Raw genomic sequence first — 14,324 nt, forward strand, 5'->3', positions numbered from 1 at the left:
GATGCCGAACTGGGGGGACCTTCCGCGGGCGACCGGCGGTGCGCCGATCACCGTGCCTCGCGACCCGGCCCGCGACGCCGCCCGCGACGAGCTGCTCAAGGCGGACTACCACCGCCATGACCCGAGCCTCCAGGAGCGGGTCTACGACTGGATCATGGACCGGATCAACGACGCGCTGGACGCCATCGCCGGCGACGGCACCAGCGGAACCACCGGGCTGATCGTCTTCCTGGTGGTCGCCCTCCTCGTCGGCGCCGGCCTCTGGTGGCGGCTCGGCGCCCCCCGCCGGGCCGTCCGCACCACCCTCGACGTCTTCGGCACCGCCGGACCGCGCACCGCCGCCCAGTACCGGGCCGACGCCGAGCGCCACGCCGCCGCCGGCGAGTGGGCCGAGGCCGTCCGCGAGCGGATGCGCGCCCTGGTCCGGGCCCTGGAGGAGCGCACCCTGCTCGACACCCGCCCCGGTCGCACCGCCGACGAGGCCGCCGCCGAAGCCGGCCGCTCGCTGCCCGAGCACGCCGCCGCCCTCACCGCGGCCGCCCGCACCTTCGACGACATCGCCTACGGCGACCGCACCGCCGACCAGGCCGCCTACCAGCTGCTCCGCGACCTCGACCAGGCCCTCGAACGCGCCCGCCCGGCCCTCGCCGCGGCGCCGGGAGGAGCGGCATGACCAGCACCCCCGGACCGGCCCTGCCGCCTCAGCCGGCAGCCGCCGCTTCCCCGTCGGCCCAGGCCGCACCGGCCGGCCCCCCGCCGCAGGGCCCGAACAGCGCCGGCCCCGCTCCCACCAGCCTCGCTCCCACCGGCCGCAGCCTCTGGCACCGCTCCCGCTGGTACCTGCTCAGCGCCGCGCTGCTCCTGCTCGCCGCCACCGTGCTGGCCGGCCTGAACCAGGACCGCCGCTACCCCAGGCTCGACCCGCGCTCCTACGACGCCACCGGCACCCACGCCGTGGTCGCCCTGCTCCAGCGCGAGGGTCTCAAGGTCGACATCACCGAGGACCTCACCGGCCATCCCACCGGCAACGACACCCTCGTCATCCCCGAGCCCGACCTGCTCACCCCCGAGCAGCTGCGCACCCTCGCCGCCGCCAAGCACACCCGGCTGGTCCTGCTCTCCCCCGGCCCGGCCGCGCTCAGCGCCCTGGTCCCCGGCGTCCGACCCTCCGACGAGGGCGGCGGCGCCCCCTACGCGGCCGTCCGCAGCACCGCCGCCCAGTGCTCGCTCCCCGAGGCCGTCCGGGCCGGCACCGCCCACCTCGGCGGCCTGCTCTACACCGCCGGCAGCCACGGCGAGGGCTGCTACCCGCGCGGCCACGGCTACCCGCTGGTCACCCTCCGGACCGGTAAGGACGCCGAGGTCGTCGTCCTCGGCAGCGGCGACTTCCTCACCAACGAGCTGGTCAAGAAGGACGGCAACGCCTCGCTCGCGCTCGGCCTGCTCGGCTCCCGGCCCAGCGTCACCTGGCAGCTGCCCGACTACGGCACCCTGCTCGCCGAGAGCGGGAACCGGAAGGAGCTCGGCGACTTCGTCCCCGACGGCTGGCGCTGGGGTGGCTACCAGCTCGCCGTCGCCGTCCTGTTCGCCGCCTTCTGGCGCGCCCGCCGGCTCGGCCCCGTCATCAGCGAGAACCTCCCCGTGGTGGTCCGGGCGGCCGAGACCACCGAGGGCCGCGCCCGCCTCTACCGCCGGGCCAAGGCCCGCGGCCGCGCCGCCGACGCGCTGCGCCGCGCCGCCGCGCACCGCCTCGCCCCGGCCCTGGGCGTCCCGCTCGACGCCGGCGTCCCCGACCCCACCGCGCTCTGCGCGGCCGTCCTCGACCGCCTCCCCGACCGCCCCGCCGGTGACGTCCAGGCCCTCCTGTACGGCCCGCCCCCGACCGACGACGCCGCCCTGCTGCGGCTCGCCGACGACCTCGACGCCCTCGAAAGGCAGGTACGGAAGCCGTGACCGAACAGGCCACCGCCCAGCTCCGCATCACCCCCGGCACGGCGCCCGCCACCCCCGGCACCACCAGCGACCCGCGCCAGGCACTCACCGCCCTGCGCGCCGAGATCGCCAAGGCCGTGGTCGGCCAGGACGCCGCCGTCACCGGCCTCGTCGTGGCCCTGCTCTGCGGCGGCCACGTGCTGCTCGAAGGCGTCCCCGGCGTCGCGAAGACCCTGCTGATCCGCACCCTCTCCACCGCGCTCAGCCTGGAGACCAAGCGCATCCAGTTCACCCCCGACCTGATGCCCGGCGACGTCACCGGCTCCCTCGTCTACGACGCCCGCACCGCCGAGTTCTCCTTCCAGCCCGGCCCGGTCTTCACCAACCTGCTGCTCGCCGACGAGATCAACCGCACCCCGCCGAAGACCCAGGCCGCCCTGCTGGAGGCCATGGAGGAGCGCCAGGTCACCGTCGACGGCGAGCCCCGCCCGCTGCCCGTCCCGTTCCTCGTCGCCGCGACGCAGAACCCGGTCGAGCACGAGGGCACCTACCCGCTGCCCGAGGCCCAGCTCGACCGCTTCCTGCTGAAGCTGATCCTGCCGCTGCCCGACCGCGACCAGGAGTTCCAGGTCCTCGCCCGGCACGCCGCCGGCTTCGACCCGCGCGACCTCGGCGCCGCCGGCGTCCGCCCGGTGGCCGGCCCCGAGCACATCGCCGCCGCCCGCGAGCAGATCGCCGGGCTCACCGTCTCGCCCGAGGTCCTCGCCTACATCGTCGACCTCTGCCGGGCCACCCGGCAGTCCCCCTCGCTCTCCATCGGCGTCTCCCCGCGCGGCGCCACCGCGCTGCTGGGCGCCTCCCGCGCCTGGGCCTGGCTGGCCGGCCGCGACTACGTCACCCCGGACGACGTCAAGGCGCTCGCCCTGCCCACCCTGCGCCACCGCGTCGCGCTGCGCGCCGAGGCGGAGATGGAGGGCGTCACCGCCGACTCCGTCATCCAGGCCGTCCTCGCCCAGACGCCCGCCCCGCGCTGAGCCGCACGGTCCGGGGCGGGCGTGCGACGCCCGCCCGCCCCGGTTCCGACGACTCCCCCACCTGACGACCCCGCTTCGACGAAGGAGCGCAACGCATGGCCCTCACCGGGCGTACCGCCCTCCTCGCCGCACTCGGTGCGCTCGTCGTGGGCCTGCTCCTGCCGTCCGCGGCCGGCCTCGCCGCCGTCACCGGCACCGTCCTGCTCGCCGTCGTCGTCGATCTGGTGCTCGCCGCCCCGGTCCGCAGCCTCCGGCTCGCCCGCGGCGGCGACACCAACGTCCGCCTAGGTGAGCCCGCGTCGGTCGAACTGACCGTCACCAACGCCTCCGGCCGCGCACTCCGTGCCCGCATCCGCGACGCCTGGGCCCCGTCCGCCTGGCGCCCCGGCACCGAGCTCGCCGCCTCCCGGCACAGCCTGCGCATCCCCGGCCACGAGCGGCGCCGCGTCACCACAGTCCTCACTCCGGCCCGGCGCGGCGACCACCACGCCCACAAGGTCACGGTCCGCTCCCTCGGCCCACTCGGCCTGGCCGGCCGTCAGGGCTCGCACGTCGTCCCCTGGACGGTCCGCGCCCTGCCCCCGTTCAACAGCCGCAAGCACCTGCCCTCCCGGCTCGCCCGGCTCCGCGAACTCGACGGTCGCACCTCCGTACTGACCCGCGGCCAGGGAACCGAGTTCGACTCGCTGCGCGAGTACCTCGCCGGCGACGACGTCCGCTCCATCGACTGGCGCGCCAGCGCCCGCCGGCACACCGTCGCGGTCCGCACCTGGCGCCCCGAACGCGACCGCCACATCCTGATCGTCCTCGACACCGGCCGCACCTCCGCCGGGCGGGTCGGCGACGCCCCGCGCCTGGACGCCTCGCTCGACGCCGCGCTGCTGCTCACCGCGCTCGCCACCAAGGCGGGCGACCGGGTCGACCTGCTCGCCCACGACCTGCGCAAGCGCGTCTCCGTGGCGAGGCGGTCCCCCAGCGAGGTCCTGCCGGCCTTCACCAACGCGATGGCCGTCCTGGAGCCCGCCCTCTACGAGACGGACATGCGGTCGGTGGTCGCCACCGCACTGAAGATGGCACCGCACCGCTCGCTGATCGTCCTGCTCACGGGTCTCGACGCGGCTCCCGTGGAGGACGGCCTGCTCCCCCTGCTGCCGATGCTCACCAAGCGCCACGAGGTCGTCCTCGCCTCGGTCTCCGACCCCCGCCTGGACGAGTTGGCCGCCGGCCGCGGCACCGTCGAGGCCGTGTACGGCGCGGCCGCCGCCGAGCAGACCCGCGCCGACCGCCGCCGCACGGCCGACCGTCTCACCCGCCAGGGCATCACCGTCCTCGACGCCCCGCCCGCCTCGGTGGCTCCGGCCCTCGCCGACGCCTACCTCGCCCTCAAGGCCGCCGGCCGACTCTGACCGGCAACCGTCCGCCGACCCGCCAGAGCCCCGCTGCGCAGTGCAGCGGGGCTCTTGTGCAGGCCCGGGTCGGCTGGGGCCCTGTGTGAGTCGAGGACGGCGTGGCGGACGGCGTGGGCGGAGGACGGCGTGGGCGGAGGACGGCGGTGTGTTCCGTGAGTTCAGGCGGCCCATGGATGCCTTCTCACGTGCCACTGAACTCCCGTCGGAGCCGACAGGAGTTCGACGCCGGCTGTTCCGGGCACCTGGGAGTGCACGAGGAGCCGGCGTCCATACGTTCAACGTCCTGCAGAGGGACCTGGCCCCGCCCGGTCGCCCCGGGGCCGCCTTTGCAGGCCCCCCTGTCGAGCTGGTCGGCCCGAGCACCTATCTCCGCCAGCGCGGGACAGTCCCCGGAAATGCGAAGAACCCCCATCCGGGAATCCGGATGGGGGTTCTTCAGAAGAATTGTTCGGCGGCGTCCTACTCTCCCACAGGGTCCCCCCTGCAGTACCATCGGCGCTGTGAGGCTTAGCTTCCGGGTTCGGAATGTAACCGGGCGTTTCCCTCACGCTATGACCACCGAAACACTATGAAACTATCCGCCACCCACCCGCAGAGCGGTGGGGGTCGTTGTTTCAGAACAACACAGTGGACGCGAGCAACTGAGGACAAGCCCTCGGCCTATTAGTACCGGTCAACTCCACCCCTCACAGGGCTTCCATATCCGGCCTATCAACCCAGTCGTCTACTGGGAGCCTTACCCTCTCAAGGAGGTGGGAGTGCTCATCTCGAAGCAGGCTTCCCGCTTAGATGCTTTCAGCGGTTATCCCTCCCGAACGTAGCCAACCAGCCATGCCCTTGGCAGAACAACTGGCACACCAGAGGTTCGTCCGTCCCGGTCCTCTCGTACTAGGGACAGCCCTTCTCAACACTCCTACGCGCACAGCGGATAGGGACCGAACTGTCTCACGACGTTCTAAACCCAGCTCGCGTACCGCTTTAATGGGCGAACAGCCCAACCCTTGGGACCTACTCCAGCCCCAGGATGCGACGAGCCGACATCGAGGTGCCAAACCATCCCGTCGATATGGACTCTTGGGGAAGATCAGCCTGTTATCCCCGGGGTACCTTTTATCCGTTGAGCGACGGCGCTTCCACAAGCCACCGCCGGATCACTAGTCCCTACTTTCGTACCTGCTCGACCCGTCAGTCTCACAGTCAAGCTCCCTTGTGCACTTACACTCAACACCTGATTGCCAACCAGGCTGAGGGAACCTTTGGGCGCCTCCGTTACCCTTTAGGAGGCAACCGCCCCAGTTAAACTACCCACCAGACACTGTCCCTGATCCGGATCACGGACCCAGGTTAGACATCCAGCACGACCAGAGTGGTATTTCAACGACGACTCCACAACAACTGGCGTTGCTGCTTCACAGTCTCCCACCTATCCTACACAAGCCGAACCGAACACCAATATCAAGCTATAGTAAAGGTCCCGGGGTCTTTCCGTCCTGCTGCGCGAAACGAGCATCTTTACTCGTAATGCAATTTCACCGGGCCTATGGTTGAGACAGTCGAGAAGTCGTTACGCCATTCGTGCAGGTCGGAACTTACCCGACAAGGAATTTCGCTACCTTAGGATGGTTATAGTTACCACCGCCGTTTACTGGCGCTTAAGTTCTCAGCTTCGCCAGAGCGAACTCTAGCTAACCGGTCCCCTTAACGTTCCAGCACCGGGCAGGCGTCAGTCCGTATACATCGCCTTACGGCTTCGCACGGACCTGTGTTTTTAGTAAACAGTCGCTTCTCGCTGGTCTCTGCGGCCACCCCCAGCTCGGAGTGCAAGACTCGTCACCAGGAATGGCCCCCCTTCTCCCGAAGTTACGGGGGCATTTTGCCGAGTTCCTTAACCATAGTTCACCCGAACGCCTCGGTATTCTCTACCTGACCACCTGAGTCGGTTTGGGGTACGGGCCGCCATGAAACTCGCTAGAGGCTTTTCTCGACAGCATAGGATCATCCACTTCGCCACAATCGGCTCGGCATCAGGTCTCAGCCTTAATGTGAGGCGGATTTGCCTACCTCACGGCCTACACCCTTACCCCGGGACAACCACCGCCCGGGCTGGACTACCTTCCTGCGTCACCCCATCGCTCACCTAATCTCCCCTACCACACTCTAGCCTGCCCGTATCGAATGCAGACCCGGGGTTAAGCCCCGGGCTTTCACATCCGACGCGACAGGCCGCCTACGAGCTCTTTACGCCCAATAATTCCGGACAACGCTCGCACCCTACGTATTACCGCGGCTGCTGGCACGTAGTTAGCCGGTGCTTCTTCTGCAGGTACCGTCACTTGCGCTTCTTCCCTGCTGAAAGAGGTTTACAACCCGAAGGCCGTCATCCCTCACGCGGCGTCGCTGCATCAGGCTTTCGCCCATTGTGCAATATTCCCCACTGCTGCCTCCCGTAGGAGTCTGGGCCGTGTCTCAGTCCCAGTGTGGCCGGTCGCCCTCTCAGGCCGGCTACCCGTCGTCGCCTTGGTAGGCCATTACCCCACCAACAAGCTGATAGGCCGCGGGCTCATCCTGCACCGCCGGAGCTTTCCACCAACCCCCATGCGGAGGAAGGTCATATCCGGTATTAGACCCCGTTTCCAGGGCTTGTCCCAGAGTGCAGGGCAGATTGCCCACGTGTTACTCACCCGTTCGCCACTGATCCACCCCGAAGGGCTTCACCGTTCGACTTGCATGTGTTAAGCACGCCGCCAGCGTTCGTCCTGAGCCAGGATCAAACTCTCCGTGAATGCTTGCCCGACTGTGCTCGATTAAGAGCTGCAGGCGGCACACTCGCGTTGAGCGGCACGGCAACCACCGGAATAGGGCGGCCCCGCGCACTGCGTCCTCGCTGTGTTATTTCAAAAGGAATCTCCAACCCCAGAGAATCTGAGGCCGGGGATGTCAACATATCTGGCGTTGACTTTTGGCACGCGGTGGGTTCGGTCCTCCACACGGTCTTACCCGCGCTTCAACCTGCCCATGGCTAGATCACTCCGCTTCGGGTCTTGGGCATGCAACTCAACCGCCCTATTCGGACTCGCTTTCGCTACGGCTACCCCACACGGGTTAACCTCGCTACACACCGCAAACTCGCAGGCTCATTCTTCAAAAGGCACGCAGTCACGGCCAGCAGGCAAGCCCACTGACGACGCTCCCACCCCGGGGCCTATCGCGGCCTCCCACGTCCTTCATCGGTTCCTGGTGCCAAGGCATCCACCGTGCGCCCTTAAAAACTTGGCCACAGATGCTCGCGTCCACTGTGCAGTTCTCAAACAACGACCAGTCACCCACCTGAACAAGCATGGGACCGGCGACTCTGAAGCAACAGCCTTACGGCCGTTCCCTCAGGACCCAACAACGTGCCCGACACACCCACACCATGAACTCTCTTCCACGCCGAAGCAGTACTAGGAGACATCGTCTGAACTGTGCCGAATAGTCAACGTTCCACCCATGAGCGAGCACTCCGGGACGTTCGCCCGAAGCTGCTATGTGCTCCTTAGAAAGGAGGTGATCCAGCCGCACCTTCCGGTACGGCTACCTTGGCTTCACGGCTTTAGCATCACCTGGTTCCAGCGTTCGTCCTGAGCCAGGATCAAACTCTCCGTGAATGCTTGCCCGACTGTGCTCGATTAAGAGCTGCAGGCGGCACACTCGCGTTGAGCGGCACGGCAACCACCGGAATAGGGCCCGGGCGCTTCGTTCTTTCGTGTTCCCAGCTTATCAGATCCTCGCGGCCGTTCTTACCGGCGTTTGTTTCTCTGAATTCCCGCTGGAGGGATTTCCTTCGACTTCGCTCCGAAGCCTATCAAAGCTTTCGGTGTGCTCAGTTCCGGGATTTGCCTTACGCGGAGGGTGCGCATTCTTGGAGCGCACTCACCTCGATTCGGCGGTGTCGTAGACACTAACGCCTGGACCAGGTCGTTGTCCAACCTGTCCCAACCGTTCAAACCTACTAGCCCACCCTCGCCACGTCAATGGTTTGGCCGGGATGCGAGAAGAGTAGCAGCTCAGGGGCATGTTGATCACATCGGCTCAGGCCGCGACCGGCTGCAGGTCCGCCCGGTCTGCCGCGTCCAGGTCGCCGGTCTCCCCGGTCGCCGCGGCCTCCCCACACGAGGGCGTAGAGCAGGAACGCCACCTCGACCAGCGCACCGATCGAGATCCGCGCCCACGTGGGGAGGCCCGACGGGGTCACGAAGGCTTCCAGGGCGCCGGCCACGGCCAGGACCGTCGCGAGGCCGATCCCCATCCCGACGATCGACCGGCCCTGCTCGGCCAGCGCGGTCGCCCGGGTGCGAGGGCCGGGGTCGATCACGGTCCAGCCCAGCCGCAGGCCCAGGCCGCCGGCCACGAAGACGGCGGTCAGTTCCAGCAGGCCGTGCGGGATCAACAGGCCGAGGAAGACGTCGAGCCGGCCGGCGGAGGCCATGAGACCGATGCCGACACCGAGGTTGAGGACGTTGCTCCAGAGCACGTAGAGAACGGGAATGCCCAGCGCGACGCCGAAGACCAGGCACTGCACCGCGATCCAGGCGTTGTTCGTCCAGACCTGGGCCGCGAACGAACTCGCGGGGTGCTCCGAGTAGTAGGCCTCGAACTCGCCGCCGGGCATGGTCAGCTGGTGCAGCGCCTCCGGGCTGACCAGGCTGTTCCGGACCTCGGGGTGATTCGCCATCCACCAGGCGATCAGGGCGGTGCCGAACAGCGAGACGAGGGCTACCGACAGCCACCAGCGGCGCGCGCGGTAGAGCGCGGCCGGGAAGCTCACCGCGTAGTAGCGGGCGATGTCATGCCAGCCGCTGGTACGGCTTCCGGTGACCGCGTCCCGGGCCCGGGAGACCAGGCCGGTCAGGCGGCCCTCCAGCGTCGGGTCGGGGGCGGCGGCCTGGACCTTGGCGAGGTGGCCGGTGGCGCGCTGGTAGAGGGTGACCAGCTCGTCCGCCTCCTCGCCGGTGAGCCGGCGGGTCCTGGCGAGGGCGTCCAGCCGGGCCCACTCCCCCTGGTGGGTAGCGACGAAGACGTCCAGGTCCATTCGGCGGCTCCATGGTCGGCGCAGGGCGCGCGGGCAGGCGGGTGCGGACAGGTGGGCCCAGCATGCCAGGGCACCGGCACCGGCACCGGGGGGTTCGGCGCGGGTGGGACCGGTCGGTTCGACCGGCCCGGTTCGTTCCGCCCGGGACCTCCCTTCCCGAGTGGCCGGGGAGCCCCGTATGTTGACGACTGCGATGACGGGGGCCGCAGGGGGCGATCCGGCGGACGCTCTCCGCCACGAACCGCGAACCGTGCACCGCGACCTGGGCACCGCGGCCCACGATCCGCGGGCCACGAACCACCGATGGGAACGGACGGGTGTCTTGAGCGACCTGGTGACGGGTGAGGCGGTCGTCCTCGGCCTGCGCACGGCGAAGCTTCCGAGTCGTGCCCTGGCGATCGGGCTGGACCTGACCGTCGAGCTCGCCGCCCTGCTGGTGTGCACCCTGACGCTCAGCGTCGCCCTCGTCGACCTCGACCCGGCGGCCCTCGCCGCCCTCATGATCGGGCTGACCGTCTTCTTCATGGTCGCGGTGCCCGTCATGGTCGAGACCCTCACCCGCGGGCGCTCGCTCGGGAAGGCCGCCCTCGGTCTGCGCGTGGTGCGCACCGACGGCGGGCCCGTGCGGTTCCGGCACGCGCTGGTCCGCGCCCTGGTGGGCTTCTTCGAGATCATCGTGCTGAGCGGGGTGCCGGCGGCCATCTGCTCCGCGGTGTCGGCGGACGGCCGGCGGCTGGGCGACGTCTTCGCCGGCACGCTGGTGGTCCGCGAGCGCGTCCCGGGCGGCAGCGGTGCGGCGGCGGCGCTGCCGCCGGTGCACCCGCAGCTGCTGCAGGCCATCGGGGGCGAGCTGGTCGCGCTGGACCTCTCCGCCGTACCGGAGCCGCTCTGGCTGGCGATCCGGCAACTGCTCGGCCGGGTGGGCCAGCTGGACCCGGCGGTCGCGCACCAGATGTCCGCCCGGCTCGCCGACGACCTGGCCGCGCGCACCGGCCACCCGGTCCCGTACGGGCTGCACCCGGCGGCATACCTGGGTGCGGTGCTGACCGAGCGGCAGCGGCGCGAGTGGACCCGGGCCCAGAGCCAGGCGTTCCAGCAGGCCCGTCCCCAGGCTCAGGCCCATCCCCAGCCCCCTCAGACCGGGCCCGGCCCGACTCCGCAGATGCCCCAGATGCCTCAGCTGCCCCCGATGCCCTCGGCGCCCCATGCTCCGGTGCAGACCCCGGCCCCGGCCCCCGCGCCGGCCCCCGCCGCACCGTCGGCACCCGCCCCCGGGCCAGCCACCGGTCCGTCGACCGGCCGGAACACCGGCCCCACCACCGCCCCGGCCAGCAGCACCGGCTTCGTGCCGCCCGCCTGATCCCCGCGCTATCCGCCGAACTCCGCAGGCCAGGCGTTCGGCGGTGACTCCAGCTCCTCCAGCTCCACCCCGGCCGCGGCCAGCACCACGTCACCGGCCAGGTGGACCACCTGCTGCTCCCCCGTCTCCAGATCCGCCACCTGGTACCGCTCGACCAGCAGCGGGCCGGTGTCCGTCTCGTGGGTGTCCACGCCCTCCAGCAGCCAGCCCTGGTCGAACGTGCGCGGAGCGAGCACCGGCTCCGTGAACGCCACCAGACGCACCCGCGCGCTCGCGCCCTCCCGCAGCCGCAACAGTCGCGCCGTGGCGACCAGGAAGCCGGGCGAGCGGCCCGCGAAGCCGTGGGCGCGGTCGTGGCCCTCCGCCGCGTCACCTCCGGCCGGGTCGGCAGCGGCGGTGCGGACCCAGGCCACGCCGTCCACCGCGCCGCCCCGGACCTGCCAGCCACCGGCGCGCAGCTCCATCCGCAGCGGTCGGGCCCGGGAGTCCAGCGTCAGGTCGCACGTGCCGAGCACCTGCCCCTGCGGGCCGTACGTCTTCGAGACGTACCGCCAGCCGGCCGCGCCGGGGGCGCAGCTGAAGCGCTCCTCGCCGAGCAGCACGTGGTTGTGGGTGTCGTGGAGCGAGTACCGGCCGTTGGGCATGCCCGAAGCCTACGTCGACGATCTCCGCCGATCGGCACCCAACCGACGTCCGGGCGGGCGGCCGCATCGGAGGGCACGACCCGGCCCCGGACGCGCCGGTGGCCGGCACCCGCCCAGGGGTGCCGGCCACCGGCTTTCGACCAGCGCGTCCGGACCGGCGTCCGGACGGGCGCGTCCGGATCAGTAGCGGTACTGCTCCGGCTTGTACGGGCCCTCGACCGGGACGCCGATGTAGTCGGCCTGCTCCTGGGTCAGGGTGGTCAGCTTCACGCCCAGCGCGTCGAGGTGCAGGCGGGCGACCTTCTCGTCCAGGTGCTTCGGCAGCACGTAGACGCCGATCGGGTACTGCTCGGTCTTCGTGAACAGCTCGATCTGCGCGATCGTCTGGTTGGCGAAGGAGTTGGACATCACGAACGACGGGTGGCCGGTCGCGTTGCCCAGGTTCAGCAGGCGGCCCTCGGAGAGCACGATGATGGTGCGGCCGTCGGCCTTGCGCCACTCGTGGACCTGCGGCTTGACCTCGGTCTTCACGACGCCCGGGAGCTTCGCCAGGCCGGCCATGTCGATCTCGTTGTCGAAGTGGCCGATGTTGCCGACGATGGCCTGGTGCTTCATCCGCTCCATGTGGGAGGCCAGGATGATGTCCTTGTTGCCGGTCGTGGTGATGAAGATGTCGGCCGTCTCGACGACGTCGTCCAGGGTCGCGACCTGGTAGCCGTCCATCGCCGCCTGGAGCGCGCAGATCGGGTCGATCTCGGTGACGATGACGCGGGCGCCCTGGCCGCGCAGCGACTCGGCGCAGCCCTTGCCGACGTCGCCGTAGCCGCAGACCACCGCGACCTTGCCGCCGATCAGGACGTCGGTGGCGCGGTTGATGCCGTCGATCAGCGAGTGGCGGCAGCCGTACTTGTTGTCGAACTTCGACTTGGTGACCGAGTCGTTGACGTTGATCGCCGGGAACAGCAGCTTGCCGTCGCGGTGCATCTCGTACAGGCGGTGGACACCGGTGGTGGTCTCCTCGGTCACGCCCTTGATGGTGGCGGCGACCTCGGTCCACTTGTTCGGGGTCTCGGTCAGGGTGCGGTTGAGCAGCTCCAGGATGATCCGGAACTCGTCGTTGTCCGCGGTGGCCGGGTCCGGCGCGGCGCCGGCCTTCTCGAACTCGACGCCCTTGTGGATCAGCAGGGTGGCGTCACCGCCGTCGTCCAGGATCATGTTCGGGGTCTGGCCGTTCGGCCAGGTGAGCGCCTGCTCGGTGCACCACCAGTACTCCTCCAGGGTCTCGCCCTTCCAGGCGAAGACCGGCACGCCCTGCGGGTTCTCCGGGGTGCCGTTCGGGCCGACCGCGATGGCGGCGGCGGCGTGGTCCTGGGTGGAGAAGATGTTGCAGGAGCACCAGCGGACCTCGGCACCGAGGGCCGTCAGGGTCTCGATCAGCACGGCGGAGACCAGCACGCCGACCGGCCAGTACCAGTTCTCCAGCTCGTGCGGGTGGACGATCTTCTCGTAGCCCTCGTAGACGGCGAACATGCCACCGACGCTGAACAGCACGATCGAGACCAGGAAGGCGTAGACGTAGCGCTCGCGCCCGGAGAACGCGAAGGCCACGAACTTGCCGGCCGCGATGCCCAGGTTCGCGGACAGGGCCGCCACCAGGGCCTTGGTACCGCCTTCGGTGCTCATGCTCGGGAGGGTCCCTCCGCCGCGAGCCCGAGGTAGACGGACGAGGTCGGCGTGCAGCGGCTCGGACCGGGCGCTGGCGTACTCGGTGAGCCGGACGTCGTGGGCCGCGGCCAGCCGGTGCGCCCGGCTCGCGCCGAAGCTGCGCGCCCCCCGCCGGCACCTCCGGCACCGCCTGCACCGTTCGCCTCCGGGACGTGCCGCAGCAGCAGCACCTGCAGGTGCAGCGGGTCCGGCTCCTCGACCCGGTCGCGGAAGAAGTCGTCAGGGTCGGCTCCGGCGCCGAGCTGCCCGGTGAACATGCCGCGGTGCGCGACGAGGGCCTGCGGCAGCAGCCCGGACAGCGCCGGACGGCCGGCCCGGTCGGCGAGCTGGGCGGCGAACCGGACGGCGGCCGCCCCGGCGACCGGGCCCTCGGCCCAGAGCAGCGGGACGGTGCCGGCCAGCCGGGCCGCCAGGCCCTTGGCCGGGTTGGTGTACGCCGCGGCGTCCGGGCGTGGTCGGCGCGCTGGAGGGCGGCCGGGTCGTCGAGCAGGGTGTCGTCGAGCATGCGGCGGGCCTCCGGCTGCTGGCTGGGCGCTGAGGGGCTGCGGGGTGGGGGTGCAGGTGTCCCGCCCCCAGGATCAGGCCGGGCGGCGGGCCTCGTCCACCAGCAGCACCGGAATGCCGTCGCGGACGGGGTACGCCAGGCCGCAGTCCGCACCGGTGCAGACCAGCTCGGGGTGGTCCTCGGTGCCGCCCTCGGTGAGCGCGGCCCGGCACTGCGGGCAGACCAGTTCATGGCGTTCGGGCTCCCAGTCTCGGATGGCGGGGGTGTCGGAGGGGTGGCACGGCGGTGCCCCGCCGGCCCGGCAGAGCTTGATGCCGTTGTACTGGGCCGGGTTGTGGCTGGCGGTGAACATCGCGCCGGGCAGGTCGAGCTTGCCGCTGGCGTAGTAGAGCTGGTCGGTCGAGCAGAGGCCGATCTCGACCACGTCGGCGCCGTAGGCGGCGGCGCCCTCGGCGAAGGCCCGGCTGAGCGACGGCGAGGAGGGCCGCATGTCGTGGCCGACCACGATCGCGGTCGCTCCGGTGACCTGCGTGAACGCGGCGCCGAAGGCGCGCGCGAGGCTCTCGTCCCACTGGTCCGGGACCACGCCTCGTACGTCGTACGCCTTCACGAGCTGCTTGAGGTCGCGCACTGCGGCTCCACCC

General features: G+C 70.4%; 9 protein-coding genes, 1 rRNA gene, 2 pseudogenes and 1 other annotated feature. Of the genes and pseudogenes, 5 read left to right on the forward strand and 7 right to left on the reverse strand.

Going from position 1 to position 14,324, the window contains the following annotated elements:
* Position 1 precedes the first annotated feature (1 nt).
* The 4 genes from MCM47_RS19005 to MCM47_RS19020 all read left to right on the forward strand — a co-directional run bounded on the left by MCM47_RS19005 (position 2) and on the right by MCM47_RS19020 (position 4,372).
* On the forward strand, positions 2-673 hold the full coding sequence (locus MCM47_RS19005; protein ID WP_238862841.1) for a DUF4129 domain-containing protein: 672 nt from the start codon (positions 2-4) through the stop codon (positions 671-673).
* Positions 670-1,953 carry a DUF4350 domain-containing protein gene (locus MCM47_RS19010; RefSeq protein WP_238862842.1) on the forward strand — a complete coding sequence of 428 codons (1,284 nt, stop codon included), beginning with the start codon at positions 670-672 and terminating at the stop codon, positions 1,951-1,953. The genes MCM47_RS19005 and MCM47_RS19010 overlap by 4 nt, the downstream gene beginning before the upstream one ends.
* Positions 1,954-1,979: 26 nt before the next feature.
* Positions 1,980-2,966: an AAA family ATPase gene (locus MCM47_RS19015; RefSeq protein WP_374209174.1), complete on the forward strand. Its 987-nt coding sequence runs from the start codon at positions 1,980-1,982 to the stop codon at positions 2,964-2,966.
* A 95-nt stretch (positions 2,967-3,061) separates the two neighbouring features.
* Positions 3,062-4,372: a DUF58 domain-containing protein gene (locus MCM47_RS19020; protein ID WP_238862843.1), complete on the forward strand. Its 1,311-nt coding sequence runs from the start codon at positions 3,062-3,064 to the stop codon at positions 4,370-4,372.
* A 449-nt stretch (positions 4,373-4,821) separates the two neighbouring features.
* Here MCM47_RS19020 and rrf read toward each other — a convergent pair.
* A 5S ribosomal RNA gene (rrf, locus tag MCM47_RS19025) occupies positions 4,822-4,938 on the reverse strand.
* Positions 4,939-5,018: 80 nt separating this feature from the next.
* Positions 5,019-7,651: a sequence feature (most likely nonfunctional fraction of RNA operon), on the reverse strand.
* 795 nt (positions 7,652-8,446) lie between these two features.
* Positions 8,447-9,446, reverse strand: a pseudogene (locus MCM47_RS19030) (stage II sporulation protein M).
* Between the two features lie 322 nt (positions 9,447-9,768).
* On the opposite strand from MCM47_RS19030, the gene MCM47_RS19035 reads away from it, so the two are divergent.
* Positions 9,769-10,806, forward strand: a complete 1,038-nt coding sequence (locus tag MCM47_RS19035; protein WP_238862844.1) for an RDD family protein — start codon at positions 9,769-9,771, stop codon at positions 10,804-10,806.
* Between the two features lie 8 nt (positions 10,807-10,814).
* Here MCM47_RS19035 and MCM47_RS19040 read toward each other — a convergent pair whose 3' ends face one another.
* From MCM47_RS19040 to manB, 5 genes and pseudogenes are all read right to left on the reverse strand, one after another.
* Complete coding sequence (locus MCM47_RS19040; RefSeq protein WP_238862845.1) at positions 10,815-11,450, reverse strand: hypothetical protein; 636 nt, start codon at positions 11,448-11,450, stop codon at positions 10,815-10,817.
* Positions 11,451-11,630: 180 nt separating this feature from the next.
* Complete coding sequence (gene ahcY, locus MCM47_RS19045) at positions 11,631-13,133, reverse strand: adenosylhomocysteinase (RefSeq protein WP_238862846.1); 1,503 nt, start codon at positions 13,131-13,133, stop codon at positions 11,631-11,633.
* Positions 13,130-13,588 carry an SIS domain-containing protein gene (locus MCM47_RS43320; RefSeq protein ID WP_374209175.1) on the reverse strand — a complete coding sequence of 153 codons (459 nt, stop codon included), beginning with the start codon at positions 13,586-13,588 and terminating at the stop codon, positions 13,130-13,132. Before MCM47_RS43320 ends, ahcY begins: the two co-directional genes overlap by 4 nt.
* Positions 13,589-13,753: 165 nt before the next feature.
* Entirely contained in the window at positions 13,754-13,936 is a 183-nt protein-coding gene (locus MCM47_RS44040) for a Trm112 family protein (protein ID WP_374209176.1), read from the reverse strand.
* A gap of 26 nt (positions 13,937-13,962) precedes the next feature.
* Positions 13,963-14,311: pseudogene (gene manB / locus MCM47_RS19055) on the reverse strand (phosphomannomutase/phosphoglucomutase); the annotation flags it as partial.
* Between the last annotated feature and the right edge of the window lie 13 nt (positions 14,312-14,324).

The sequence above is a fragment of the Kitasatospora sp. A2-31 genome (genome assembly GCF_022288725.1).
In the GTDB taxonomy this organism is placed as follows: domain Bacteria; phylum Actinomycetota; class Actinomycetes; order Streptomycetales; family Streptomycetaceae; genus Kitasatospora.